Origin of the sequence: Pseudoalteromonas sp. T1lg65, assembly GCF_051930985.1 — a bacterium.
GTDB lineage: Bacteria > Pseudomonadota > Gammaproteobacteria > Enterobacterales > Alteromonadaceae > Pseudoalteromonas.
Genome location: NZ_CP196837.1, coordinates 2,034,415 through 2,060,321, shown reverse-complemented (window position 1 = coordinate 2,060,321; position 25,907 = coordinate 2,034,415). Strand labels below are relative to the sequence as shown.

Below are 25,907 nucleotides of genomic sequence, written 5' to 3'. Positions count from 1 at the left end.
ATTCAACTCTTTGTCGCATAACAAGATATCTTCTACGGAGTAACATTCGAAAAAGTTATTATTGTGACTCTACACCATTTTATTTAACACTTCATTCAGCTCATCAAATTCGATGGGTTTGGTGATGTAAGCCGTAAACCCAAGGCTTCTAGCTTGCTCTTTATCTGACTCCATGGCGTTAGCAGACACCGCAACAACGGGTATATTTTTTGTTGTATCATTTTGTTTCAACATTTGAAAAACCTCATACCCAGAAATGTCAGGAAGATTTATATCCAACAAAACTAGGTCAGGTTTGTTTTTGGTAGCAAGTTCATACCCTGACTGACCATTTATTGCTTCAATATATTCAAAGTCTCCTAGTCGAGAGATTAGCCGATTCATGAGTTTTCGATTTGTGGAATTATCCTCAATATACAATATCTTATTAGTACCTTTTTGATTATCTTCAACCTTACGTATGAGTGGGATGGAAATGTTGAAAGTGGACCCTTTTCCTAATTGACTTGTTACACTGACGCTGCCGTTCATCGCTTCAATCAACTCTTTGACTATAGTTAATCCTATACCTATTCCATGCTCACCAGAGTATTCGTCAGGTCCACGTTCGAATGGTGAAAATATGGACTCTACTTTGTCTTGAGGGATGCCTTTTCCTTCGTCCATGACGCTAATAACAGCGAAAGAGTCATCTTCAGTCATCTCTATCTTGACCGAACTACCAGCATCACTGTATTGCACTGCGTTTTCGATGAGATTGGTAAATACTTGTTTTAATTTTGAATAATCAGCATTTACATAAAGTAACGGGCTATGGGGGAGTAACACTGAAATACCTTTGGTTTTTGCTTCGTTCTCTATTAGTTTGAAGGCATTTTTAACACACTCGTTGAGATTAACTTCCTCACTGCTTATGGCGATATCTCCAGTCTGCACAGACGCAACCTGAAGTATCTCGTTCACCATTTGCATTAGATTTTTTCCTGCTGTTGCTATTTCCTGTAAACTATCATGTTGTTGGGGTGTTAATTGTTCGTCTTCTAAAATTTGGGTAAAACCAATAATGGCGTTTAAAGGCGTTCTTAACTCATGACTCATACGAGACAAAAACTTGGATTTTGAGCGGTTTGCCGATTGCGCTTGAAGCGACGCAGCTTCTAGCTCAGCCGTTCTGTCTTGTACTTGTTGCTCTAAATTGTCTCGGTATTGATCCAGCGCCGTTTCATATTTTCTTCTTTCTGTAATGTCCCTGACAATTCCAGTGAACATTATCTTATTGCCGACCTTCATCTCGCTTACGGCCAACGACATGGGAAATACCGAACCATTTTTTCTTTTGCCTAGTACTTCGCGTCCTGAGCCAATTACTTTCTTAATTCCGCTAGTGAGGTAATTCTTTAAATAGTCGTCATGCTCCTCTTGGTACGGGGCTGGCATTAACATCTTGATGTTGTTGCCAATCACTTCGCGTTCTGTATAACCAAAAATCTTCTCTGCGGCTGGATTAAAACTATCGACCACCCCCGATTCGTTAATCGTTATAATACCGTCAACCACGGTTTCTATGATGGCTTTTATTCGAGCTACTTGGTCGTTTAAAAGAGATTTTTGTTCGGTAATATCTGAAACATCTCGGACAATACCGGTAAACATTTTCTTGCCGTCTACCATCATTTCGCTGACCGACAGTTCCATTGGAAATAACTGACCGGATGCCTTTTGCCCTAATACTTCTCGGCCGATCCCGATGACTTTTGCTTCTGACGTCGTGATATAGTTAGTTAGATAGCTATCATGTTCATCTTGATAAGGCGCGGGCATCAGCATTTTTACATTATGACCAATTACGTCACTTGCCTTGTAGCCGAATATTTTTTCTGCCGCTGGGTTAAAAGTTTCAACGATCCCATGCTTATCTATAGTAATGACACCATCAATAACTGTATTGATGATGGCAGATAATCGTGAATATTGAGATTGTAGCTGAGATGAGAGTTTATCCATCTCCGTTAGTTTTAAGCGTAGTTGTTCGTCATCTGAATTAGCTTGTTTTTTTAAGTCTTTAATTTGTTCCGCGAGAAGTGATATTTCATCTTTATCAAAAGCAGCCCGTGTATGTGTATTTTTGGCTAACTGACATGAGAGATTTTCGGTTACTGCTTTTAATCTCAACCGAAAGTAAATAAAGCTGCTTAATAGCATCGTAGTTGCGGTTAAAACAAAGGCTGTTACTACTATACTGTGGTATTCATAGTGAAAATATTCATCGATGATAAAAAACAGTGTGGCAAATGCAATGGTTGTAATGACCAATAAAAACGCTGGATAAGGTATCGTGTAGCGACGATTGTGCTGAGTTACCTGTGGCATTTTGGGTTTATTCATTGTCACCTCGGGATCTAAGTGAAACGGTGAATGTAGAACCAACTCCTAACTCACTTTTAACATCTAGTTTTCCTTTCATTAAGTGCACTAGCTTTTTCGTGAGCGTTAAGCCTATCCCTGTACCGACTTTATCAGAGTGCTCAGCACCTAATCGATTAAAAGGTTCATACAACTTATCCAAGTCTTCATGTGCAATACCGATGCCTGTATCTTTAATTTCTATTTGGCAATCATCTTGGTTATTGCTGGTTGAGATTAAAATTTGCCCATCTTGGCGATTGTATTTGATGGCATTGGAAAGAATGTTAAGCAGAACCTGTTTCAGTCTTAGCGGGTCACACCAAGCATATGCATCGTTTATTGGCTTTATCTGTAGTGAGATGTTGTTACTTTTGCAGTCTGCTTCGATGTATTTGGCACATTCAAGAACCATCTCTGAAATATCTACGAGTTGATTTTTTATCTGTAATTTACCGGCTTCTACTTTTGAAAGATCTAAAATTTCATTGATTAAACTCAGTAAATGTTTACTTGCTTTAAGAATTTCTTGAACGTCGTCCTGATCTTCAGAAGATAGATACTCTGAAGATTCCAAAAGTTGCCCAAAACCAAGAATCGCGTTCAGCGGAGTGCGCAGTTCATGGCTGATGTTGGATAAAAACTCAGACTTAGCCTTGTTAGCATGAACTGCTGCTTCTTTAGCGCTAATTAACTGTTCTTCATTTCTGACTCTAATCAGTTCCAATGCTATACGGTCTGCAAATACGGTAAGTAGAGATTTGATATAATCAGCGTTACGTAATTTTCGTTCGCTCATTAAGCCAATATGGCCTAGCTTTTCACCATCTGGTGAGATCAAACGAACAGCTATATAGGCTTCAATGTTATTATTTTTAAGCCAGCTATCTTCAGGAAATAAAGCATGGACATTTTTTTCGTAAAAACAAATGTGTTTACCTTCTAATGTTCCGCAAGGAGTACCACAAATGTTGTAAGTGTAGGGGGCACGATGTTCACCAGCATGAAATAGACCAAGGGTTCGCATTTCATCTGGGTTACCTGTTGGTACCGAAATAAAGCTTGTGGTGACGTTGGTGGCTATGGCGAGGCTTTCTAAAACTTCGTCGAAAAAATTCTGACTTATCGTTGTCGAAGTGCTTACAACGATTGCTTTTAAGGCCTCTTGTAACATTTTATTTGTAGTAATATCAGTGCGTATGGAAATATATTGATAGGGCCTGCCATCTTGATCTGAAAACGGAACAATCGTCGCGTTTACCCAGTAAAGCCCACCATCTTTTCTTTTATTACATATCTCACCATGCCAAATATTTCCCTCGCTAATGGTTTGCCACATGGTGTTATAAAACTCTTTATCATGTATGCCTGACTTAACTATCCGATGATTTTGCCCGATCAGTTCATCTCTTGTGTAACCACTTGCAGCACAAAAGCTGTCATTAACATAAGTGATTGTTCCTTTATGGTCAGCAATACTGACTATTGCGTGGCTATTCATGGCCAAATGTTCTTTATCTCGCTCGTACGCCTCTTTTTGCAACGTGTGTTTAAGCTCGTTTTTCACTCTATATCGTCTGGCTCGTACAGAGATAGCGCCGCAAAAATGAGCTTCGTTTACGGGTTTCAGTAAAAAGTCATCCGCACCAGTTTTTAACGCATATAGCTGAGACGCATATTCAGTATCACTAGATAAAAATACGATTGGTACGTCAACGAACATGGGCTGTTCTTTAAGTAAAATCGCCAGCTCTGGGCCTAGCATTTTCGGCATGTGAAAATCAAAGATCATGACATCAGGTTTAATTTTATTGATATGCTCAAAAACCTGAAATGGCTCGTTAAACTCCCACGTTTCAAAGCCCGCAGCTTTAAGCATCGCACTATGCAAGGCTAGTGCAGTTCTACTATCGTCAACCAGTATTGCTCGATAGGGCTCATCGGTATTTTGTGCCAACGAATTTAGTACGGAAAATATATGGCTTTCTGTGCAGGGTAATTGGATAAACCTATCCACGCCTAACCGCAGTAGTTTTAATCTGAGCTCGATATCTATGGCTTTCGCCATCAGCAAAATAGAAACACCATCGCCATAGTCTGTTTTAATTTGTAATAGCGTTTCAAAAAGCGTCGCTTCGTGAGGGTCGCGATTCCATTTTAACAACACCATATCCACTTGCGCGTCAATTTTTCCGGAGTCAGAACTGGTTTGATGAACTGCGTAACCAAGTCCTTGTAAGTTCGCAGTTAAGTGCTCGCTGTCCGGGTTTTTATCATCAATAACCAGTATTGCACTACCTTTTCCTAGTTTAGGGTCCTCGTTTGAGCTCGTAGATATATGATTCGGTAGAACGCGACTATGCGAAAGGGTATATAAAAGTTCATCAATGATGTTCGCAAGTTCGGAGGCTGCTGTTTGGCTAGGGTTAGCTTGAAAGGCGCTCAGTTTATCGAGTAACAGGGTAAACGCCGTTTGCCTTGGATAAAAAGACGCCCCTAGTTCAGAGTCTATAAACTGGGTTATCGTCCCATTGAGCCTGTCTATAGTACTTGGAGTCAAAGGGATATGTTTTTGGCCATCGAGTATAACTTTATCGCGGATATGATGTAGCTGTAGAGAGAGTGTGTGTAGAATAAACATTGAGTGCTACACCTCAAAAGTTAAAAAACATAATAGCCAGCCCAGCACAGTCGTTAATCCTGAAACTGCTGTTTTATAGCAACCATTTTTTCGATGTTTGCCAAAAATAGTTTCACTAGTTCCGGGTCAAAGTGACTTCCACTGCTGTCTTCAATTTGTTTACAGGCTTTTTCAACACTCCATGCTTCTTTGTAGGGTCTGACCGATGTCAGTGCATCAAATACATCGGCTATGGTGGTTATTCGTGCTTCTATTGGGATTTGATCGTTTTTTAAGCCTTGAGGGTAACCAGAGCCATCCCATTTTTCGTGATGGCAATGAGCGATCCTTTGTGCCATTTGCATAAGATCTGAGTTATCGCCTTCTAACAGCTTGGCACCAATAGAGGTATGCTGTTGCATTATTTTCCATTCTTGTTCATTGAGCGGGCCTGGTTTCAATAAAATAGCGTCGGGAATACCAATCTTACCGATGTCGTGCATTGGACTGGCATTTAGGATCAGATCACAGTCTCGTTCATTCCAGCCTAGCAACTCCGCAAGCAATTTACACATGTGGCTCATGCGTAAGATATGGTTACCAGTCTCTTCATCGCGGTACTCAGCTGCCATGCCAAGTCTTTGCACGATGCTGAGGCGAGTTTGATGCAATTCCCTGGTTCGATTGGCTACCATTTCTTCAAGCACTTGGGCCTGATCTTTGAGTAACTTATGGGCTAAATGTGCATCTAATAGATTTTGCACTCTCATCAGTAATTCACTTTTTTCAAATGGTTTAGTGACATAATCTCTGGCACCATTTTTTAACGCTTTCAGTGTGGTTTCTGTGCTATGCTGCGCTGATATTACGATGATGGGTGGTATAGATTGTTCATCAAGTGCAAAAAGCGCCTCCATTACTTCAAAACCATCCATATGGGGCATGTTGATATCTAGTAGGATCAGATCGGGCTTAAGCTCCAAATACGTCGCCACTGATTTTCGAGAATCATCTACTAAATGAATATTTTTGTATCCTTTCGCAGAGAGCACTCTGTCCAACAATTTAAGGTTTGTTGGGTTGTCGTCAATGGCAAGTAATACAGAGTTAAGTCTAATATCTTTCACGCTTCGCGGCTCATATAACTAAACAATATCAGGTCACATTTTTCATACTAGTTCATTGTGTAAAATGCGCACAGAGTATTAATCGATAGCTTTAAGTTGTTCTGTGATGTTTTGCAATTTGTCTTCGATGATAAACGAAATGCCTAAGGTTTCTTCCACGTCATCTTTGGTATCATCAACTAAACCAACTAGCTCGCTTTCCTGATCTTCATCCAACCCAAGGGTGATAATTTTAAGTTGAATAGATTGTGAAAGATTACTGACAAGAGCAGAAACTTTTTCATCCTGGTTCTCACACAACTTTTTAATGGCGGCAAAATCTCCAAGCAATTGCTTTTTCAGCTCGCTAATAGCTTGTTTACGGATGTTGTCTCGTTCTTGTTGTTCCTGAATGGCCTCAATTCTACTGTCAACGATGGTGAGTAAAATTGCAAAGTTGTCACGTACTCGCCCTAGTAGGTCGTCGTCATAGATTGGTAAGCCCTTGACTAACATTGAACAAAACGGCGAGTTAAAAAGCATATTGGCTCCAAATGGTACAATACGCTTAGCTTTCCTTCCTAATTCGAGGATTTCTTTTTCCAAGTCTGTCATGCTTTGAGCAGGGTATTGGAAATGTTGTCCAGATACTCTAAATTCGACACAACAACTAACTCCAGAGTTGGCAAAATACTCTCTGATGTTTTGAAAAAGTATATCCATATCATGAACGTCGAGGTTTGAAGTGAAAAATGTCACTAAAGCGCCCAATTCATTCGCTTGCTGCATTGACGTAAATGCAGTGTTTGAAGCCATGTCACATTGTTCTTTCAAGGATTCACGTTCAGCAATACGGTATTCAACGCGTCTTAGCTTTTCATGTAAAATAGAGAAGTCCACAGGCTTGGAAATATAGTCATCGCCACCGCAGCCGTATGCATTCAGTTTATCTTCACTGGAGGTTAGTGCGGAAATGAAAATAATTTCGGTGTCCGCGAACGAGGGATGCGCTCGAATGTCAGTAACTAAGTCATATCCAGTAAGACCATTTTCGAGCATGATATCCATCAACACGACTTCAGGGTCATGGGCCTGCATTAATTCAATAATTGGCTCGTTACCGTCCGAAGAAATCACCTCGAACTTGGCCTGTAAAGCCCTTTCTAAGAGTTTTCTATTTTGCGGATTATCATCAACTGATAAGACTTTCACAATGGTTCTCACTCAATCGAAAAATAGATTAGATATAAATAGAAAGTAGTTATAAACAGACACGTGAGCAAATCAAAAATGGTAATTATACGAGCGTAGTAATACTTCATTTGCGAGCGTATAAAAAACAATTCGACAGAACGCTACGGTTTTTTACATATCTCCACACCCCAAGACACTTTTGTACAGCCATAAGGAACAAACGAATATATGCTCCTTTACGAGCAACTACTCAATGGGCATAAATAAAAGGACAAATATGAAAACGTCATACAAGCCATACTCAAAAGTGATGCTGGCTCCTCTTATCGGTACATTATTACTTGCAGGTTGTGGGTCAGACGGCAAAGAAAAGCATGCTTTAGAAAGCTACAATGGAGTTTGGATTGAGTTGGGAACACCGAACATATGGCAATTTTCCAACCAGCAATTAACTCGTTTTCAAACGAATGATGCAGGCTGTGTTTTATTAGATAAACATGCTTTTTCAGAACTAGATGTTTTAAAAGACAATCTTAAACTGACAGACAACAAACTAACACTAGTGACACATGCTACTTCCGATTGGCAGTTTGCTAGACGCAATGCGTTACCTGAGCAATGTGTAGGTGAAAATTTGTTATCTGGAAACAACCCAATCGAAAACTTTGAATTTCTGTGGCACCTATTTAATGAATCTTACGCGTTTTTCCATCAACGTGAGATTGATTGGCAAGCGTACTATCAGCACTTTCGCCCAATGGTTACTGAGCAGACTACTGAACAAGAGTTAGCGGTTATTTTTGAACAAATGCTATCTGCCTTTAATGACAGCCATGTCAATCTTTCTGATGGTGGCAATGTTGATATAGACGGTGGTGCACCGAAAGGGCTCAGTTTAGAAGTCGTGCGCTATATTGATGAATATGGTGATGGTGACGATTGGAGTCAAGCTGAAGATTTGTATTACCAGCAAGTAGAACGGTTCCAGAGTCTTATTTTGTCTTACAGCGATAGCGAACCTGCGCAACTAAAACAGTTAGATGAAGGTACAGCAATACGATGGACTACACTTACAGACAATGTTGGATATATTCAAATCATCAGAGAGTCTTCAATACTACTTGCAAACGAAAATGAAAATTTGAGTTTGTTTGAGCATATTGCTGCTGCCAAGCAAGACATTGCGGATACTGAAAAAGTGATGCGTGCAGTAATGACTGATCTGGCAAATACCAGTGGCATTATTATTGACTTAAGGTTAAATGACGGAGGCTATGACAAGGTCTCAGAAAAAATAGCCAGTTTCTTTACTTCACAACCTCGTGATTATGCCAAAAAGCAGATTCATAACGCTAGTTATCAACAACCGCAACAAACTCTGACTTTGGAACCATCTCCCATTACGGCATTCGAAAAGCCAGTCTATGTGTTAACTGGACAATCTTCGGTGAGCGCTGGCGAAGTCTTAACGCAAGCTTTGTCGGTGCTTCCGAATGTTAAGCTGGTGGGACAACCGACTAACGGTGCAGTGTCTGATATGATGTTATTTACCTTACCGAATGGTTGGCAAGGGTCGTTGAGTCATCAGGTCTACTATAACGATCAAGGTAACGAGCTTGAAGTGGCAGGAGTAGAGCCTGATATTGAAGTTCCAACATACTCTGTTTTCGATACTACTCATAACTCAGATACACCGCTAAGCTATGCGATTCAAGCACTTGGTAAAAAACCTAAGTCTCGTTATTCCCTTGAGGAAATGGATAAAATCCTAGATGAAAACTTTGACGATTTGGGTGTTCCTGGCGTCGCACTCGCAATGATCCATGATGGAAAGATTATATTTGAAAAGGGATATGGCTCTGCCAATGTTGAAACCAACCGACCCATGACGGCAAATACTCCGGTCAATATTGGCTCAGTGAGCAAGGCGGTAATGGCGGTTTCAATTATGCAAAAAGTTGAAAATGGCGACATCGATTTAGACGCAAAATTAAATGACTTTAATTTGCCGTTTACAGTTCAAAGTCCTTATACGACAACTCCGATCACGTTAAAGCACTTAGTCACTCATACATCAGGGATCCGCGATACCCTCAGTTACATTTGTAGCTACTATAAACATGATGATCTGCGCTCTCTTCACTATTCATTCAATACCGCAGATTGTAGCGAGTTTCCAATCACCGATCCGACAGATTTTTACCGACAATATTTGTTAACCGGAGGAAAGTATTTCTCCGATGCTGTATACGCACAAGGAGAGGAAGCCGAGCCCGGCAGTGTTTATGAATATAGCAACGTCGCATCAGGTTTAGCTGGTTATGCCGTAGAACAAATGTTGAATATAAACCTTGCTGAAGATATGAAACTTAATCTTTTTGACCCGCTAGGAATGAACGATACCAATTGGAATTATCAAGCACTTAGCCCGCTAAATCCCAAAGCTCAACAATACACCGCGGATGAAGAAGGGAACCTAATCGCAATTCCAGAGTTTAGTTATCCAACATTCTACGATGGCGATTTAAATAGCTCGGCTCACGATTTGGCTGTGTTATTGTTGGCGTTAGCAAATGGTGGAGAGTTAAATGACGCTCATATTCTGAAACCAAGCTCAATTGCAGACATGTTAAGCGAACAAACCGACGAACAAGTCGACATGTTTCAAACCCAAGGCGTGTTTTGGATCTGGCAAGGTCCATTTGTCGGTCACGATGGTGGCGATCCGGGTTCGAGCGCATTGATTAGCTATAATCCCTACACCAAAACAGGATTTGCCATGGTCGCAAGTGGTAACGACGATACTGTAGGGAAAGGCCAGTTTTTCAGCGAAATGAAAAAGTTTACCAACGCCTTCTCTCGTGCTGCAATGAGCCAATAGAGCTCATATTAAAAGATAAGCACAGGTCTAAGCCGTGCTTATCTTTTTTATATCTATGTTCATATTTATATTAACGCAATTGTCATCGTCTGTTCTTTGTTCCTGATTAAGCTAAACGACTTTTATTGATAGTCACAAAAATTATAAGGAACAAACATGAACAATCTGGGTAAAAGTTTGTTGGCTGTATCACTGCTAACTGCATTAGTGGGGTGTAGCGGAGATGATGGTAAAGACGGTGTGAACGGCAGCGACGGTGTTAATGGCGTAAACAGCTTAGTTAGGCAAGACAATTTGCTCATGGGAGATGAAACATGTTTCTTCGGTGGGGTACAAATTAATAGTGGACCGGATGGTAACGCTGATGGACAGCTTAGCGACGATGAAATTGACCATACTAGCTTTGTTTGTGATCCTTCATCGGTATCACAACAGGGGACTTCATTGCCTTATTCAGTTATGCGTAATGACCTGCAAAATGGCTTAGTAGCTGGAAGCACATTTGAGATTAGAAATGGGGGCTACGGCTCAGATATGGTTGCTCATCCTACGAATCCGACGCAGTTCTATGCGCTAACTGATCGCGGACCAAACGCTAACTATACCGGCCAATATGGCAAAGGAAAAACCTTTCCAACCCCCGAATATACGCCTCGCATTGGACTATTTGAGCTCAAACATAATGGCCAAGTTGTTAAAGTAAAAGATATCTTACTTAAAAGACCTGACGGTACATTGATAACAGGCTTACCCAATAGTGCAGATTTAGGTGGTACCGGTGAAACACCTTATGACACGAAAGGTGATCCAATTTTGCAAGACAGCAATAGCCCGTATAACGAGCAGACGAACCCAATAAAGTTAGATAACTTTGGACTTGATGGAGAAGGGCTGGTGGCTCTATCTGACGGTACGTTTTGGATCAGCGATGAATATGGTCCACATATTGTTCATTTTGATGCACAAGGAAAAGAAATTGACCGCATCAATGCATTTGCGAATGATGAACGGGTTTCAATTCAATTACCTGCTGAATTTGCTAATCGTCGAGCTAATAGAGGAATGGAAGGATTAGCTATCACACCTGATGAAACAACCTTGGTAGGCGTTATGCAGTCAACCATGCACAACCCAAATGGCGCAGTGAAAAATTCCGATTTGGTACGTATCATCACCATAAATTTAGAAAGCCGAAAGGCGTCACAATTCCTCTATCGGCAAGAAAAAAAACAAAACTCTAACTCTGGTATTGTTGCACTATCAGACCAAGAGTTTTTAGTGATTGAACGTGATGGCACGTTTTTTAGTCAAAATCCCAACGCGATGAAGCGTATTTATAAAATCAAGTTAGATAGCGCGACTGATTTAGAAACAGTAGAGCAAACCAGCGAGCTAGTACAAAACCCTGAGCTAGGTTTAACGATTAGTGGCCAAACAATTGAGCAAGTATCTATTGATGGGGGGTGGGAGAAATTAGAGGTATATGGCATTGTACCTGTACAGAAACAGCTTGTGATCGACTTAGTTGAGCAAGTGAATTATCCGCATGACAAGTTAGAGGGCATGTGGCTAATTGATAAAACTCGCTTAGCGGTGCTTAATGATGATGACTTTGCTACTTGGTCTACCGCAGGCGTATTGGAGCAAAAATATTTAGACGCGGCTAAATCAAGGGTCGATAGTAACACCCTATACTTAATCGAAGGTCTTGAATTAGATAAATAGCATTTTGAAATGACAGGTGCCCTACCAAAAGAGTGGGCACATCGCCTCGCCAAACTAAGTTTGACTTTTATTACTGATATGAGAGTTTTGGATACCTAATCTAGACGAATTGAGTAAGAGTGTGGATCTAATTACCGAATATATACAACAACAAAAGTGGCGTAACTGGTCAAATTACATTGATTTAATCCCGCTCCAATCTACCGATACTGTATTGGATCTAGGCTGTTCAGTAGGCAACGTTACTCATTTGCTTTCTTCGAGGGTTAAGAGCGTGATAGGGGTAGATCTAAACCCCGAGTTCGTTGAGTTTTGTAACGCAAACAAAAAGCAAAATGAACAGTTTTTGTGTCATAACCTGTTAGATATTGACCTGAACTCGTTTGCGGAACTCAACGGCATTTGGGCAAGTTTTTCTCTTAGTTATCTTGCTGAACCGCTGTCTTTTTTAGATAAGGTGTTTAACAACATGGAAAAATGGGGTTGGATTGCTATTTTGGACGTATCCTGTTTTATTTCAGGAAATATGGACTCCGATAGTATCTTTTATCAACAGGTCAAAACTTTCGAAATGGAGTCTTACTTAGCTGGTGTGTATGATTTCAATTTTGGTGGCAGGGTACAATCATTACTAGAACAGAGCGGATTTAAGGTTATACACAGTGATAACGATGTCACTGACACAGAGCTGAATTTTAATGGCCCGGCTAGTGAAAAGGTCATCAAAGTGTGGGCAGCTCGTTTAAAACGATTGATTAGACTAAAAAACCTATTAGGTGATAGTTACAATGCCTTTGAAAAAGAGTTTCTTGCGCATTTAAGTTCAGTTGACCATACAAAAAACGCTAACCTTAAATTTGTGGTAGCAATTAAGTAATAGTCTTTATTTGATAATTAGTTGGGCCTCCTGGATAGTCACAGCCAACCTTTGATTTTAGCTATTCGAGCTGCGTCAACTCGATTTGCGGCACCGAGTTTACTTATGGCCTCTGAGAGATAATTACGTACAGTTCCTTCTGACAAATACAGCTTTGTGGCAATCTCTTGAGTTTTTAATCCCTCAGATGCGAGCGCTAAAGCTTTACGTTCTTTTTCCGAGAGGGGATCTTGTTCCGATAGGGCATTTAAGGCTAGTTCAGTATCAATAACCTTTTTACCTTTCATAACCTGTTTAATTGCCTGGATCAGCTCCTCAGATGGCGCTTCTTTTAACACAAACCCTTTTACGTTGGCATCTAGTGCACGCCGAATATAACCTGCGCGCGAAAAAGTGGTCATAATCACGGTACTGATATGTGGATACTCTAGTTGAATAAACTGGGCTAACTCGATACCAGACATTTGAGGCATTTCTATATCGGTCAATACCAAATCAAATGATTCTTTACGCAGTAATTCTTGTGCCTCAACACCATTAGATACTTTTGCAATCACATCTATGCAGGGATCTAAGTTAATCAGGGCGCTGATTGCATCACGCACGAGTACTTGATCCTCTACTACTAATACCCTAATCATAAAGTCTTCTCTGTGAACTTAATACAAATTGAAAATCCAGAATCACTATCAAGTAAAAGATCTCCTCCGATTTTTTTACAACGTTCAGCAATACCTCGCAAGCCGTTTCCCCGTTGATGAGCGGATTTTACTGTGCCGTTGTCTTTAACGAGCACATTATCGTTAGTTAGTTTGATTATTACTTCAGAAGCGTCGCTATGTCGTATGATATTGGTCGTCGCTTCGGTAAGTATAAAAGTTAACTGTTTTTCTTTATCCAGTTCTAGCCCACTTAACTTATTTTCAATGCTGACACTGATCCCTTTTGCTGTTAAATCTGACTCAATTTTTGAGAGTTGTTTAGTCAGGCTGTAGCTATTCATGTCAGTGATAGCGACACGAATATCACTCAGTAAATCTCTGCTAAGCTCCGAAACTTGCTTTATTTCAGCGATTGCCAAATCCATCTTTCCGTTGAGCGTAAATTTTTCGGCAAGCTCAGCTTTTAGTGCAATTGAAGATAAACTATGTCCAGCTAAATCGTGTAAGTCTCTAGCTATACGTTCTCTTTCCGCTTCGGTAGCTAACTGTTTAATCCTTTCTTGGTTTTTTGCATCTTTTTTTGCATGCTCGAGCTCTCTGCGAGCTGTGAAGCCAATAGGGTAGAGTGCAAGGCTTACTAATATAGCTGGCGCTGAAAAGTAGAGGCCAATGTCAACCGTCAGAAAATACCTCGAAGCGATGTAAATAGAGACCAGCAAGATCGCCATTCCAAGTAATCCATTTCTGATTGTAAAGTTAAAACCCAAGAAGAAAGCTGCGTATCCGAATAGTGCTTGTGAACCAGGTGTCAAGGCAGTGCCAAACATGGATAACAGGATTATTGCGGCGACTATAGGCCAAACCTTTTCATCCTTGAAAGTTGAACCATAGATATAGCAGGCGATAAAAACGAAGTATATTGTAATGCTCAATAGAATTTGTTGAAAATTGAAATGTTCCAAATTCATTAGCGTGGGCAAAAAATAAAAGCCTGAAAATAACAGTGGAGCCCAAAGCCTGGTATCGAGTTTCTTGTGAAAACGGTGCATGTCAGTTTCCTAATGCGGTATTTAATGTGCCCCTAATGAATTAGGGGCCGACGATTACTAATTGTTGTTTTCTTTATTATCAGCCAGAAGCATTCTAGCCCAATCATAATTTGGAGAAAGAGTTAAAGCTTGTTTAAAGTCCTGCTTAGCTTGCGCTTTATTATCTAGTGCAAGATGCGTCAACCCGCGCCATACGTAGGCTTCCGAGTAACCCCAATTATGATGCTGTGGATCTGCACGGCGGTAAAGCTCAATTGCATCATTTAGTGTGTCAAGTGCGACCTGCTTGCTGCCGCCAAACATTGTTGGTGTATTATAAGCGGAAATACCTTTTACTAAATAAGCTCTTGGGTTACTGCTATTTAAAGTAAAGGCTGTTTCTAGCATTTCAGAGGACTTCGGTCCATAGTATGCCCCTTTAATTGGACTCATAAAAATTCTGTATCCATACACTTGCGACAATAATGCGGCGTGTTCGCTTGTTGGTTGTGCTTCCATTAGCGTTTCTAAAATCTGCTGCGCTTTTTCAATAGCCAAGTTAGCTTGGTCACTTTGATCACTGATGTTGTAACCAATTGCCAACCGATATTGAGCCAAGGCTTTTTCATAACCATCCACTGTTGAAGCGAGTTGCTTCAATGTACTGATATCAGAAGCGTGAGAAGCCGCTTCGATTGAGTTAATAGTTGCTTGATCTGCGTTAGAACAGTTAGAAAATGTGAGTATCATTACAGCCGAAATTGCAGCGATAGAGCTTGTTAATTTATTCATTGTATTGCTTCCTTCTACTAGTTTGTTAACTACCGACTTGGTATGAAACAATTATGAATTGATAACGGTGCTGATTTTAGAGTCTTTTGTCATGAGTTTGAGGTGACAAAAGTCACAACCTTAAAACTGGGATCCTAGAGGCAGCAACAGAGATCTCAAACCAATATACTTAACCTCGACTGCGGATAAGCGAATTTACCTTTAGTGCAATTTTTTCCTCTCTCTTCGATTTATTCATCTGTAATAGCCAGCTATTAACGAGTAAAAAGCTTTGATATTGAACGAAATCTAATCATTGATACGAGAGCAATCATGGGTTCTTAAGTATTTACACTTACAAAACTCTTATCCGCCGATGAGGTTGTCTTGATGTTCAGCAAATTTAGGCATAAAAAAAGCTGGCGATAAGCCAGCTTTAAATAATTTTGTGGTGGTCTAGTTGCCGTTTTCTTCAGCGAACTTTTTACACGCTTCTTTATCTTCACACTCACCGTACAGGTACAGCGAATGGTTCGTTAGGCGAATACCATTATCATTAGCGATTTCTTCTTGTCTATTTTCGATAATGTCATCTTCAAATTCAACGACTTTACCGCACTTTAGACAAACCAAATGATCGTGATGTGTGCTGCCCGAAAGTTCGAAAACAGATTTACCACCTTCAAAGTGGTGACGAGACACAATTCCGGCGTCATCAAATTGGTTCAACACACGGTAAACTGTTGCTAAGCCGATTTCTTCTCCCTTATCTAGGAGGATCTTGTACACGTCTTCTGCGCTAATATGTTGATTATCTGGAGATTGTAAAATCTCAAGAATCTTAATTCGCGGAAGCGTAACTTTTAAACCAGCCTTTTTAAGCTCTAAGTTGTGATCAGTCATTAAATCTGTCTCAATCTGTTAGTTATAATTTGTCTTAGGTGAATTCACGACGCTTACCTAAGAATAACGTGCTCGGGCTACAAGTGCAAAACCCAACGCTTGGTTAGTCTTCTAACTCGCTTAGGCACATTTCTTCATATACTTGAGCACACCATTGTTTAACGCGTTGCTCAGTTAGTTCCGGTTGACGGTCTTCATCAATACCTAGACCAACAAAGTGATTATCATCAGCCATCGCTTTTGATGCCTCAAAGTGGTAGCCGTCAGTAGACCAGTGACCAACTACAATAGCACCACGTTCAGTAACGATATCATTAATCATGCCCATTGCATCTAGGAAGTACTCTGCATAATCTTCTTGGTCACCACAACCGAAGATAGCAACAAGCTTACCTTCAAAATCCACTTCTTCAAGTTCAGGGAAAAAATCATCCCAATCACACTGTGCTTCACCGTAATACCAGGTAGGAATACCGAAAAGCAATAAGTCGAATTCAGCGATTTCTTCTTTACTGCTCTTTGCTATGTCTTTTACATCAACAAGCTTTTTTCCTAGTTCCTTTTGGATCATTTTAGCGACGTGTTCAGTGTTGCCTGTGTCACTACCGAAAAAAATACCTACACTTGCCATTAATTGCTTACCTTCTATCTATTAACCGCTAATTTCTCTTGTAAAATGGTCTCTATTAGGGCACTTCGACTAATATTTTGTGCCTCAGCCATATCACTTAGCGCCTGATATAATTCTGATGAAACCTTAAATTCTACTCTTTTTAGGCCCCGAGCCCTATCTCTTCTGATTTGATTTCGCTTATTTACTTTAAGCTGTATCTCTCTAGGAAGAGGGTTTGTCTTTGGGCGGCCCGGACGCTTTTCGTCCTCGAACAGGTCGATCGTTGTTCTATCTGTCTCAGACTTTGCCATTACCCAACACCTGCGCCTTGCCAGAATACTTGAATGAGCCCTTTAGCAATAAAGCCAGAGCAACCAAGAAATAGTACAAGCCAGACGGTATAGCGCCCAAATTTAGGTACGTCACCTTTTTTAAGTACGTCTTGAATAGCCATACCGATGAAAAAGAAAATACCAGCAAGAGCGAACCAAAGCCCAAGAGTTTCAAATTCATTTATAAATTGACTGACCATTTGAGTTCTACTTATCAAATAAACGGCGCATACTATACCACAAGCTAGAGCGATAAATTAAGTTTATAAGGTCAAAATCGCGTCGTTTTTATCGAATAAAATCAATAATTGACCGATTTACCGCCGCAGGCTTTTCAGCATGAAGCCAGTGTCCAGCGCCTTGGATAATTTTCGCTTTGGCGTTAGGGAACAACTTCATAATCTTGTCTCTATGTTCGGGCAAAATATAATCTGAGTTTGAACCTTTTATAAATAGAGTATCACACAAACAAGATTGATTCTCATTAATGTTTGAAATTATTTGACCATAATTTGCGGCTATGGCGCTTAGGTTAAAGCGCCAAGCAAAAAAACCGTCGTCATTTTTGGCCAGACTCTTTAGTAGAAACTGCCTTACGCCGAGTTCTTCTATGTATGGTTGCATCAGGTTGTCAGCATCAACTCGCGCAGTAACTTTTGCTGTTGCTACCGATTTTAGCGCGGCAATAATATTGTCATGGCGACTATGATAGGCAACGGGAGCGATATCAAGTACAACTAGCTTATTGATTAGTTCGGGATACTGCTGCGCGAATTGCATTGCAACTTTGCCACCCATTGAGTGACCCACTAAATGACAATCAACGATGGATAGGGCGTTTAACAATCGTTTGATGTCGTCAGCCATGGCTTGGTAATTAAATTCATCACTATGAAATGACCGGCCGTGGTTTCTAAGATCAATATTAACAACGTCAAATGCTTCTGATAATGCTTTGGCAATGATATTGAGATTTTCGAGCGAACCGAACAGGCCGTGCATCAATACGACGGTTGGATTGCCTATTTTTCCGCTGCGTTGGTAGTTTAACTGCATAACCCCTCCAAAATTCGCCGTTATTGTGACATCGCTGACTGAAATTGCAAAGCCGTAGAGTAATAGTTTAAATTTGGATATAATCGAAGTAATTGCAGTTTGAAAGCAAAAGACAGGAAACGCATGAAAAAAATAGAAATAGATGACGAGCTGTATCAGTACATCGCCAGTAACACTCAAAGTATTGGCGAAAGCGCTTCTCAAATTTTACGTCGTTTATTAAAACTAACTCCTGCTGTTGAATCTCAACAACACACGGCATCAGACAACAATTCAGACACTGCCGTAGCAGCTACGCCTAAAGTCGATAAACAAGAAAGTGTAAGTGTCATCAAATCTTCTGCAAACGTATTTAACATTCTTAATAAAGAAGAGTTAGCGATGCAAAAAGGTGTGGTAGGGCGCTTTTTGTTTATTTTATCGGCTTTTCATCGTGTGCATAAAAAAGATTTTGAAAAGGTTTTGGATATAAAAGGGCGAGACCGTATTTACTTTGCAAAAAGCAAAGAAGACTTATTGCAAAGCGGTAGTAGTATGAACCCTAAGAATATTGTGGACAGTGAATATTGGGTTATGACCAACTCAAATACCACCCGCAAAAAAATGATGCTTCATGAAGTGGCTAAAGTGATTGGCTACAGTGATGATGAAGCAGAAAAAATTAGAGACTACTTATAAGGAAATCGTATGGCGATTCACCCGCAAGCTGGTAAGCAAGCAACGCAAGAGCAGTTGGTTAACATTCCAAAATTAGTATCTTCATATTATTTAAATGAACCTGACCTGGAAGCACATCCTGAGCACTGTGTTGCGTTCGGTACCAGTGGCCACCGTGGTTGTTCGTTCGATTTCAAATTTAACGAATCACATATATTAGCAATTACTCAAGCTATTTGTGATTACAGAAGAAACAATAATATTTTCGGCCCTCTATTTTTGGGTAAAGATACACACGCTTTGTCAGAGGCAGCCTATAACTCTGCTATAGAGGTGTTGGTTGCCAATGAAGTGCAAGTGATCACCCAAGAAAACGACGATTTTACGCCAACTCCAGTTATAAGCCACGCGATTGTTACGCACAACCGTACCCACAAGAACGAGTTGGCTGATGGCATTGTTATTACACCGTCTCACAACCCACCTCAAGATGGTGGATTTAAATACAATCCGCCCAATGGTGGTCCGGCTGATACTGATGTCACAAATTGGATTGAGCAGCGAGCTAATCAGTTACTCACCGAAGATTTGGTCGAAGTAGAATTGTTTCCTTATGCAAAGGCCATTCGCTCAGGCTTTATTAAATATGAAGACCTAATAACGCCCTATGTTAAAGACTTAGAAAATGTAGTTAATCTTAAGGCAATTGCCGAAGCCAATATTTGTATCGGTGTTGATCCTTTAGGTGGATCTGGTATTAATTTTTGGCCTGTAATCGCAAAGCACTATGGTCTTAACCTTACTGTTGTAAACAGTCAGGTAGATGCGCGTTTCGCTTTTATGCCTTGTGATAAAGATGGCAAAATCCGCATGGATTGTTCATCTCCCTATGCCATGGCAAATTTAATTAAGCTAAAAGACGACTATGATATTGGTATTGGAAACGACCCTGACTTTGACCGTCATGGTATCGTTACCAAAAATGGATTAATGAATCCAAATCACTTCTTAGCTGTGTCGATTGATTACTTGCTAAATCACAGGCAGTGGCGAAGTGATATCCGAATCGGCAAAACACTGGTTTCAAGCGCGATGATTGATAAAGTGGTTGCAGCCAATGAACGCCAAGTCAATGAAGTGCCAGTAGGTTTTAAGTGGTTTGTTGACGGGCTTGCATCTGGTGAGCTTGGCTTTGGAGGTGAAGAAAGTGCAGGCGCATCGTTCTTGCGTTTTGACGGCACTACTTGGAATACCGACAAAGACGGTTTTATTTTAGGTCTGCTTGCAGCAGAAATTCTAGCGGTAACTGGAAAGATTCCTAGTCAACGCTATCAAGAGCTAGAAGCGCAATTCGGCGCACCGATTTACAAACGTATTGATGCACCTGCGACGGGCGAACAAAAAGACAAATTGAAGGCGTTAAATGCAGACAATATTACAGCAGCGTCACTAGCGGGCGAAAAAATTACCCAAGTGTTGACACATGCTCCGGGAAATGGCGCTGCGATTGGTGGGCTAAAAGTGGTCACTGAAAATGGCTGGTTCGCAGCACGTCCTTCAGGAACAGAAGACATTTATAAGATTTACCTTGAGTCATTCAAGGGCGAATCGCACCTAGCACTGCTTGAAGAAGAAGCTAAAGCGTTAGTTGACTCTGTCATCAAATAACATAAAAAGGCCATATTTTTTATATGGCCTTTTTTATCTTGCTATCCGCTAAAATAGATATTGTTGATAAAGAACTTACGATATTTATCCACTCTCACAACAGAAAGTAGAAATACAATGAGCTATCTTGAACAGTTAAAACAATCCGGAGATTTCTTAACAATTACCCGAGAAAATGAATTTTCGCTTCAACCTGCTTCGTTTACCTTGGCGAATGGAACGGAAGTTACAGTAAAAGATACGGGGGTGATTCAATTTGAACCCGACTACGAAACCAATAAAGATATTGTGCTCTCTAGTGCCGTGCATGGTAACGAAACAGCTCCTATTGAAATCTGTGACGAGCTTATCCAGCGAATTATCAAAGGTGAAATTTCATTAAAACAGCGCGTACTGTTTATATTCGGTAATCCCAAGTCGATTAATATTGGCCAGCGTTTTGTTGATGAGAATTTGAATCGCCTGTTTGACGGAGCGCATCAGAACAAAACAGAAAACCCTGAGCAGATCCGCGCGGCCAATTTAGAGACTTATGTAGCGGACTTTTTTACCTCAGTCCCAGAAGGGAGATATCGGTGTCACTATGATTTGCACACCGCTATACGCGGTTCTAAAAACGAAAAATTTGCGGTATATCCGTTTCTTAATGGGGCACCGTGGAAAAAGTCTCAACTACAGTTTTTGCTTGCTTGCGGTGTTAATACTGTTCTAATGATGAGTTCACCCGCTACGACATTTAGCTATTTCTCAAGCGCAAATTTTGCTGCTGACGCCTTTACAATAGAGCTTGGTCAGGTTAAACCGTTTGGCGAAAATGACATGGCTAAATTTGCATCTACCAAGGCTACACTTAACGCATTAATTAGCCAAGATGAGATTGAATATGGTGAATTTAATGCAAATGATTTTGAACTGTTCACTGTGCATAGAACCATTAATCGTACTCAGCAGGCATTCTCTTTTCCATTTCCTGATTCAGCCGTTAATTTTACTGGTTTCGCAAAAGGTGAGTTGCTAGCGACGGATGGCGAAACAGAATATTTTGCCGAAGTCGAAGGAGAAGCTATTATTTTTCCAAACGCAAATGTTGCAATTGGACAGCGTGCTTTATTGACGGTTGTTCCTATGGAAATAGATCATCGCTTTATTTAATAACCTGAAAAATAAGACTTTATTTCTATCGTATCTAAAACTTTCCAAAAAAAGCTCGACAAAAAAACGGTTATTCATCTAGGATTAGTTGAATAACCGTTTACGTTAACGTAAAGTGAAATCGCTTTAATTTAATTTACTTGCTTATTTCGCAAATATTATTCGCATAAAGAATAAGCAGAATTACACATGTGATTGCGGCCGCGATTTCGTGGTAAGCAAGTTTGTTATGACAACAAGAGAAGGTAGGTTATGACTAACCCCAATAATATATCGCTAAATATCAGCCACGAGCTGAAATTTATTGATGGTCATGCACTTAATATCCCTACATTGCAGATCCTAAGTGAACAAGGCGAAGTCCTTGACGGTGCGACCGTTCCAGATATTGATAAAGAAACAGCACTAAGAATTTACTCAACAATGCGATTTATCCGTTTATTGGATGAGCGTATGCAAGGTGCTCAGCGTCAAGGGCGGATCAGTTTTTACATGCAATGTTTAGGCGAAGAAGCAGCGGTAACTGCAAGTACTGCGGCGCTGAAACAAGAAGACATGATTATGGCGCAATATCGCGAGCATGCAGCAATTCATTATCGTGGCTTTACGCTTGAACAATTTATGAATCAGCTTTTCTCAAATGAAAAAGATTTGGGTAAAGGGCGACAGATGCCAGTTCACTATGGTTCAAATGAACTGCATTACCTAACTATCTCTTCTCCATTGGGAACTCAAATTCCTCAGGCCACGGGTTATGCTTATGGTCAAAAAATAAAGCATATAGACAAGCAAACGGGTGAGCTAAATTCTGAGATTGAAAACGTCACCATTTGTTATTTTGGTGAAGGTGCGGCTTCAGAAGGTGATTTTCATGCTGGATTAAATATGGCAGCAGTTCACGGTGCACCGGTTATTTTCTATGCTCGCAATAACGGTTACGCAATTTCAACACCAGCTGACGAACAGTTTAAGGGCGATGGTATTGCTGCTCGCGGTGTAGGCTACGGCGTTAAAACTATTCGAGTCGACGGAGCTGATGCATTGGCCGTTTACGCAGCGACAAAAGAAGCACGTCGAATTGCCGCTGAAAATGGTGAGCCAGTGATGATAGAGTCTATTGCCTACCGCCTTGGTGCACATTCTACTTCAGATGACCCTAGTGGTTACAGAACCAAAGATGAAGAAGCTGAATTTAAAAATAACTGCCCAATCAACCGATTCAGAAACTGGCTGTTAAAACAAGGCTGGCTAAACGAACAAGAAGATGAAGCTGAAAAAGAAAGCATTCGCGAAGAAATTTTGGCAGCGTTAAAAGTGGCAGAAAAAGTACAAAAGCCAGCGCTTGAAGATTTAGTTTCTGACGTTTATGACACCCCAATTCCTTCATTACAAAAGCAGTATGAAGAACTAAAAGAGCATATAAAACAACATCCAGATGCGTATCCAGTGACAGCGGGGAGGCTTAAATAATGGCTAAGATGAACATGTTACATGCCATTAATTCGGCATTAGATATCACCATGGCTGAGCACCCTCAAGCGTGTATCTTCGGTGAAGACGTTGGGTACTTCGGTGGCGTATTCAGAGCTACTTCTGGTTTACAAGAAAAGTATGGCAAGCACCGAGTTTTTAATACTCCTTTGACTGAGCAAGGTATTTTGGGTTTTGCAAACGGATTAGCTGCATTTGGTGCGCCAGCGCTGGCAGAAATTCAATTCGCGGATTATATCTTCCCGGCTTTTGACCAAATTGTGAATGAATCTGCTAAGTTCCGTTATCGTTCGGGCAATGAGTTTAATGTGGGCAATTTGACCATTCGTACACCATACGGTGGTGGCATTGCAGGTGGTTTGTATCATTCGCAGTCGCCAGAGGCCTATTTTGCGCATACGCCAGGCTTAAAACTGGTCGTTCCACGTAACCCATACCAAGCAAAAGGTTTATTAAGAGCCGCAATTAAAGATGATAACCCGGTGATCTTTTTTGAACCCAAGCGCTTGTATCGAGCCTCAGTTGGTGAGGTGCCTGAAGAAGATTACAGCATCGAGCTTGGTAAAGCTGAAGTAGTAAAACAAGGCACAGATGTCACACTACTTGCGTGGGGGGCACAGATGGAAATCATTGAGCAAGCCGCTGAAAAAGCAGAAGCTGCAGGAATTAGCTGTGAAGTTATTGACTTGCGTAGTATTTTGCCTTGGGATGTAGAAACGATTGCAAAATCAGTAGTGAAAACCGGTCGTCTAGTGGTAAGCCATGAAGCGCCAATTACCAATGGCTTCGGGGCTGAAATTGCAGCAACCATCCAAAAAGAATGTTTCTTACATTTAGAATCACCTATCGAACGTGTGTGTGGCCTTGATACGCCATATCCTCTGGCGTTAGAAAAAGAATATGTACCAGACGCGCTAAAAGTGTTTGCTGCAATTAAACGTTCAGTAGAATTTTAAGGAACGAGCGATGGCAAAAGAATTTATTTTACCCGATATCGGTGAAGGTATTGTTGAGTGCGAAGTCGTTGAATGGCTTGTTGCGGTTGGTGATGAGGTTAAAGAAGACCAACCAATCTGCGATGTCATGACGGACAAAGCTCTGGTACAAATCCCAGCAGTACATGATGGTGTAATTACTAAATTACACTATGAAAAAGGCGATATTGCTAAGGTACATGAACCATTATTTGCGATGGACGTGGCCGGAGAGACCGCAGCACCTAGTAATGGCTCTGAAGCGAGTGATGAAGCACCTAAATCAGAGTCAGGCTCTGTTCTAGAAGACTTCATCTTGCCAGATATTGGTGAAGGAATTGTTGAGTGTGAGATTGTCGAATGGCTGGTTGCAGAAGGTGATGAAATCAAAGAAGATCAAGCTGTATGCGACGTGATGACTGATAAAGCGCTGGTCCAGATCCCTGCCAAATATGACGGTGTTGTGGAGAAACTTTATTATCAAAAAGGTGAAATAGCTCAGGTCCATAGCCCACTATTTCAGATGCGCTTGGCTTCTGCGCATGGTCATAAAGTCGACGATCCGATCGCGTCAATTCACAAGCCTCAGGAAAGTAAGCCTGAAGCGAAAACAACCGCATCGGAACGAAAGCTACCAAGTGGTGGTAAGGCGATTGCGTCGCCAGCCGTTCGACGACGTGCACGTGAGTTAGATGTAGACATAACCAAAGTGCCAGGTTCGGGCAAGAACGGTCGTGTGTTTAAGGAAGATATCGACCACTATCTTGAGAGTGGATCGATAAGTAAGGCAACACCGCTAACTCAAGAAAAGTCAACGGCACCATCAACAACGGTAGCAGGCGGTACGCGCGTAGAGCCGTTACGTGGTATGAAAGCTGCGATGGCTAAGCAAATGGTAGCTTCGGTATCCACCATTCCGCATTTTACCTATTGTGATGAAATCGACTTAACCGATTTAATTGCGCTTAGATTGTCATTGAAAGAGCAATACGCTAAGCAAGGTATCAAACTGACGATGATGCCGTTCTTCATTAAAGCGTTATCATTGGCTATCAATGAATTCCCGATACTAAATTCACAAGTAAACGAAGACTGCACAGAAGTTACTTACTTTGACGATCACAACATTGGCATGGCAGTGGATAGCAAGTTAGGCTTGCTTGTGCCTAATATTAAATCATGCCAGACGAAATCCATTGTTGATGTAGCCCAAGCAGTTACAGAGCTTACTGAGGCTGCAAGGGAAGGTCGTGTCTCTCCTGATTCGTTAAAAGGCGGTACTATTTCAATCTCAAACGTTGGTGCAATTGGTGGTACCGTAGCGACACCTATTATCAACAAGCCTGAAGTGGCAATTGTAGCTCTTGGCAAAGTACAAAACCTTCCTCGCTTCGATGAGCACGGCAACGTTGTTTCGCGTTCAATTATGCAGATCAGTTGGTCCGGAGATCACCGCATCATAGATGGTGGCACAATCGCGCGTTTCTGTAACTTATGGAAATCGTTCCTAGAGGAACCTGCAAAAATGCTAATGGCAATGCGCTAATTAGTTTTGTTAGTTTCTACTTGTTGTAAAGGGCCTTGACGGCCCTTTTTTGTTTTATATATTGATCTGACAGTTTTTTAAGTCTAGATGTCGCGCAGAAGCTTACTGAAATAGAAGTTACTAGCCGACTCAATTAAGAAAACATAGAATACTGTATGGTGGTGTGTTTAAACGATCAGTGAAAAATAGATCAGCATCTAACTTAACTCCCCCGTCAAAGCTTATTAAATAGCAGTGAGTTTGTACCT

The 25,907-nt window shown here is 40.9% G+C and carries 21 protein-coding genes; 9 read left to right on the top strand and 12 right to left on the bottom strand.

Annotation, left to right across the window (positions count from 1 at the left end):
• Positions 1–69: 69 nt before the first annotated feature.
• From ACSLBF_RS08985 to ACSLBF_RS08970, 4 genes are all read right to left on the bottom strand, one after another.
• Positions 70–2,385, bottom strand: a complete 2,316-nt coding sequence (locus ACSLBF_RS08985; RefSeq protein ID WP_440053081.1) for a PAS domain S-box protein — start codon at positions 2,383–2,385, stop codon at positions 70–72.
• A complete protein-coding gene (locus ACSLBF_RS08980) occupies positions 2,378–5,044 on the bottom strand; it encodes an ATP-binding protein (protein WP_440053080.1) in 2,667 nt (888 codons plus the stop codon). The genes ACSLBF_RS08985 and ACSLBF_RS08980 overlap by 8 nt, the downstream gene beginning before the upstream one ends.
• 53 nt (positions 5,045–5,097) lie before the next feature.
• Entirely contained in the window at positions 5,098–6,150 is a 1,053-nt protein-coding gene (locus tag ACSLBF_RS08975) for an HD-GYP domain-containing protein (RefSeq protein WP_440053079.1), read from the bottom strand.
• Between the two features lie 78 nt (positions 6,151–6,228).
• Positions 6,229–7,341 carry a response regulator gene (locus tag ACSLBF_RS08970; protein WP_440053078.1) on the bottom strand — a complete coding sequence of 371 codons (1,113 nt, stop codon included), beginning with the start codon at positions 7,339–7,341 and terminating at the stop codon, positions 6,229–6,231.
• Between the two features lie 259 nt (positions 7,342–7,600).
• Between ACSLBF_RS08970 and ACSLBF_RS08965 the strand changes: the two genes are divergently transcribed.
• The 3 genes from ACSLBF_RS08965 to ACSLBF_RS08955 all read left to right on the top strand — a co-directional run bounded on the left by ACSLBF_RS08965 (position 7,601) and on the right by ACSLBF_RS08955 (position 12,806).
• Positions 7,601–10,204, top strand: a complete 2,604-nt coding sequence (locus ACSLBF_RS08965) for a serine hydrolase (protein ID WP_440053077.1) — start codon at positions 7,601–7,603, stop codon at positions 10,202–10,204.
• Between the two features lie 156 nt (positions 10,205–10,360).
• Positions 10,361–11,929, top strand: a complete 1,569-nt coding sequence (locus ACSLBF_RS08960; RefSeq protein ID WP_440053076.1) for an esterase-like activity of phytase family protein — start codon at positions 10,361–10,363, stop codon at positions 11,927–11,929.
• A 121-nt stretch (positions 11,930–12,050) separates the two neighbouring features.
• Positions 12,051–12,806 (top strand): methyltransferase domain-containing protein, encoded by a 756-nt coding sequence (locus tag ACSLBF_RS08955; protein ID WP_440053075.1) that lies wholly within the window; start codon positions 12,051–12,053, stop codon positions 12,804–12,806.
• A gap of 38 nt (positions 12,807–12,844) precedes the next feature.
• Here the strand turns inward: ACSLBF_RS08955 and ACSLBF_RS08950 are convergent, their stop codons facing one another.
• The 8 genes from ACSLBF_RS08950 to ACSLBF_RS08915 all read right to left on the bottom strand — a co-directional run bounded on the left by ACSLBF_RS08950 (position 12,845) and on the right by ACSLBF_RS08915 (position 18,171).
• A complete protein-coding gene (locus ACSLBF_RS08950; protein WP_440053074.1) occupies positions 12,845–13,447 on the bottom strand; it encodes a response regulator transcription factor in 603 nt (200 codons plus the stop codon).
• Positions 13,444–14,196 carry a sensor histidine kinase gene (locus tag ACSLBF_RS08945; RefSeq protein WP_440053073.1) on the bottom strand — a complete coding sequence of 251 codons (753 nt, stop codon included), beginning with the start codon at positions 14,194–14,196 and terminating at the stop codon, positions 13,444–13,446. The genes ACSLBF_RS08950 and ACSLBF_RS08945 overlap by 4 nt, the downstream gene beginning before the upstream one ends.
• A 378-nt stretch (positions 14,197–14,574) precedes the next feature.
• Positions 14,575–15,288, bottom strand: a complete 714-nt coding sequence (locus ACSLBF_RS08940; protein ID WP_440053072.1) for a tetratricopeptide repeat protein — start codon at positions 15,286–15,288, stop codon at positions 14,575–14,577.
• A 435-nt stretch (positions 15,289–15,723) separates the two neighbouring features.
• Complete coding sequence (gene fur, locus ACSLBF_RS08935) at positions 15,724–16,170, bottom strand: ferric iron uptake transcriptional regulator (RefSeq protein ID WP_440053071.1); 447 nt, start codon at positions 16,168–16,170, stop codon at positions 15,724–15,726.
• A 103-nt stretch (positions 16,171–16,273) separates the two neighbouring features.
• Positions 16,274–16,801, bottom strand: coding sequence for a flavodoxin FldA (fldA, locus tag ACSLBF_RS08930; RefSeq protein ID WP_440053070.1), 528 nt, complete (start codon positions 16,799–16,801; stop codon positions 16,274–16,276).
• A gap of 14 nt (positions 16,802–16,815) precedes the next feature.
• Positions 16,816–17,094: a LexA regulated protein gene (gene ybfE / locus ACSLBF_RS08925; protein ID WP_440053069.1), complete on the bottom strand. Its 279-nt coding sequence runs from the start codon at positions 17,092–17,094 to the stop codon at positions 16,816–16,818.
• The gene (locus ACSLBF_RS08920; RefSeq protein ID WP_336566274.1) at positions 17,094–17,315 is read right to left on the bottom strand and encodes a DUF2788 domain-containing protein; all 222 of its coding nucleotides are present in this window, start codon (positions 17,313–17,315) and stop codon (positions 17,094–17,096) included. The genes ybfE and ACSLBF_RS08920 overlap by 1 nt, the downstream gene beginning before the upstream one ends.
• Before the next feature lie 88 nt (positions 17,316–17,403).
• Complete coding sequence (locus ACSLBF_RS08915; RefSeq protein WP_440053068.1) at positions 17,404–18,171, bottom strand: alpha/beta fold hydrolase; 768 nt, start codon at positions 18,169–18,171, stop codon at positions 17,404–17,406.
• A 123-nt stretch (positions 18,172–18,294) separates the two neighbouring features.
• On the opposite strand from ACSLBF_RS08915, the gene seqA reads away from it, so the two are divergent.
• The 6 genes from seqA to ACSLBF_RS08885 all read left to right on the top strand — a co-directional run bounded on the left by seqA (position 18,295) and on the right by ACSLBF_RS08885 (position 25,659).
• Positions 18,295–18,849 (top strand): replication initiation negative regulator SeqA, encoded by a 555-nt coding sequence (gene seqA / locus ACSLBF_RS08910; RefSeq protein ID WP_440056209.1) that lies wholly within the window; start codon positions 18,295–18,297, stop codon positions 18,847–18,849.
• A gap of 9 nt (positions 18,850–18,858) precedes the next feature.
• On the top strand, positions 18,859–20,496 hold the full coding sequence (pgm, locus tag ACSLBF_RS08905; protein WP_440053067.1) for a phosphoglucomutase (alpha-D-glucose-1,6-bisphosphate-dependent): 1,638 nt from the start codon (positions 18,859–18,861) through the stop codon (positions 20,494–20,496).
• Positions 20,497–20,613: 117 nt separating this feature from the next.
• On the top strand, positions 20,614–21,648 hold the full coding sequence (gene astE / locus ACSLBF_RS08900; protein WP_440053066.1) for a succinylglutamate desuccinylase: 1,035 nt from the start codon (positions 20,614–20,616) through the stop codon (positions 21,646–21,648).
• Positions 21,649–21,900: 252 nt separating this feature from the next.
• On the top strand, positions 21,901–23,118 hold the full coding sequence (locus ACSLBF_RS08895; protein ID WP_440053065.1) for a thiamine pyrophosphate-dependent dehydrogenase E1 component subunit alpha: 1,218 nt from the start codon (positions 21,901–21,903) through the stop codon (positions 23,116–23,118).
• The gene (locus ACSLBF_RS08890) at positions 23,118–24,095 is read left to right on the top strand and encodes a transketolase C-terminal domain-containing protein (RefSeq protein ID WP_440053064.1); all 978 of its coding nucleotides are present in this window, start codon (positions 23,118–23,120) and stop codon (positions 24,093–24,095) included. The genes ACSLBF_RS08895 and ACSLBF_RS08890 overlap by 1 nt, the downstream gene beginning before the upstream one ends.
• A gap of 10 nt (positions 24,096–24,105) precedes the next feature.
• Complete coding sequence (locus tag ACSLBF_RS08885; protein ID WP_440053063.1) at positions 24,106–25,659, top strand: dihydrolipoyllysine-residue acetyltransferase; 1,554 nt, start codon at positions 24,106–24,108, stop codon at positions 25,657–25,659.
• The last annotated feature ends 248 nt before the right edge of the window (positions 25,660–25,907 follow it).

Excerpts from the sequence above, each read along its gene's own strand:
- ACSLBF_RS08940 (WP_440053072.1), bottom strand. The coding sequence starts at position 15,288 with ATGAATAAATTAACAAGCTCTATCGCTGCAATTTCGGCTGTAATGATA.
- astE (WP_440053066.1), top strand. The coding sequence starts at position 20,614 with ATGAGCTATCTTGAACAGTTAAAACAATCCGGAGATTTCTTAACAATT.
- ACSLBF_RS08965 (WP_440053077.1), top strand. The coding sequence starts at position 7,601 with ATGAAAACGTCATACAAGCCATACTCAAAAGTGATGCTGGCTCCTCTT.
- seqA (WP_440056209.1), top strand. The coding sequence starts at position 18,295 with ATGAAAAAAATAGAAATAGATGACGAGCTGTATCAGTACATCGCCAGT.
- pgm (WP_440053067.1), top strand. The coding sequence starts at position 18,859 with ATGGCGATTCACCCGCAAGCTGGTAAGCAAGCAACGCAAGAGCAGTTG.
- ACSLBF_RS08980 (WP_440053080.1), bottom strand. The coding sequence starts at position 5,044 with ATGTTTATTCTACACACACTCTCTCTACAGCTACATCATATCCGCGAT.
- ACSLBF_RS08960 (WP_440053076.1), top strand. The coding sequence starts at position 10,361 with ATGAACAATCTGGGTAAAAGTTTGTTGGCTGTATCACTGCTAACTGCA.
- fur (WP_440053071.1), bottom strand. The coding sequence starts at position 16,170 with ATGACTGATCACAACTTAGAGCTTAAAAAGGCTGGTTTAAAAGTTACG.
- ACSLBF_RS08945 (WP_440053073.1), bottom strand. The coding sequence starts at position 14,196 with ATGGCGATCTTGCTGGTCTCTATTTACATCGCTTCGAGGTATTTTCTG.
- ACSLBF_RS08885 (WP_440053063.1), top strand. The coding sequence starts at position 24,106 with ATGGCAAAAGAATTTATTTTACCCGATATCGGTGAAGGTATTGTTGAG.
- ACSLBF_RS08890 (WP_440053064.1), top strand. The coding sequence starts at position 23,118 with ATGGCTAAGATGAACATGTTACATGCCATTAATTCGGCATTAGATATC.
- fldA (WP_440053070.1), bottom strand. The coding sequence starts at position 16,801 with ATGGCAAGTGTAGGTATTTTTTTCGGTAGTGACACAGGCAACACTGAA.
- ACSLBF_RS08915 (WP_440053068.1), bottom strand. The coding sequence starts at position 18,171 with ATGCAGTTAAACTACCAACGCAGCGGAAAAATAGGCAATCCAACCGTC.
- ACSLBF_RS08985 (WP_440053081.1), bottom strand. The coding sequence starts at position 2,385 with ATGAATAAACCCAAAATGCCACAGGTAACTCAGCACAATCGTCGCTAC.
- ACSLBF_RS08920 (WP_336566274.1), bottom strand. The coding sequence starts at position 17,315 with ATGGTCAGTCAATTTATAAATGAATTTGAAACTCTTGGGCTTTGGTTC.
- ACSLBF_RS08895 (WP_440053065.1), top strand. The coding sequence starts at position 21,901 with ATGACTAACCCCAATAATATATCGCTAAATATCAGCCACGAGCTGAAA.
- ybfE (WP_440053069.1), bottom strand. The coding sequence starts at position 17,094 with ATGGCAAAGTCTGAGACAGATAGAACAACGATCGACCTGTTCGAGGAC.
- ACSLBF_RS08950 (WP_440053074.1), bottom strand. The coding sequence starts at position 13,447 with ATGATTAGGGTATTAGTAGTAGAGGATCAAGTACTCGTGCGTGATGCA.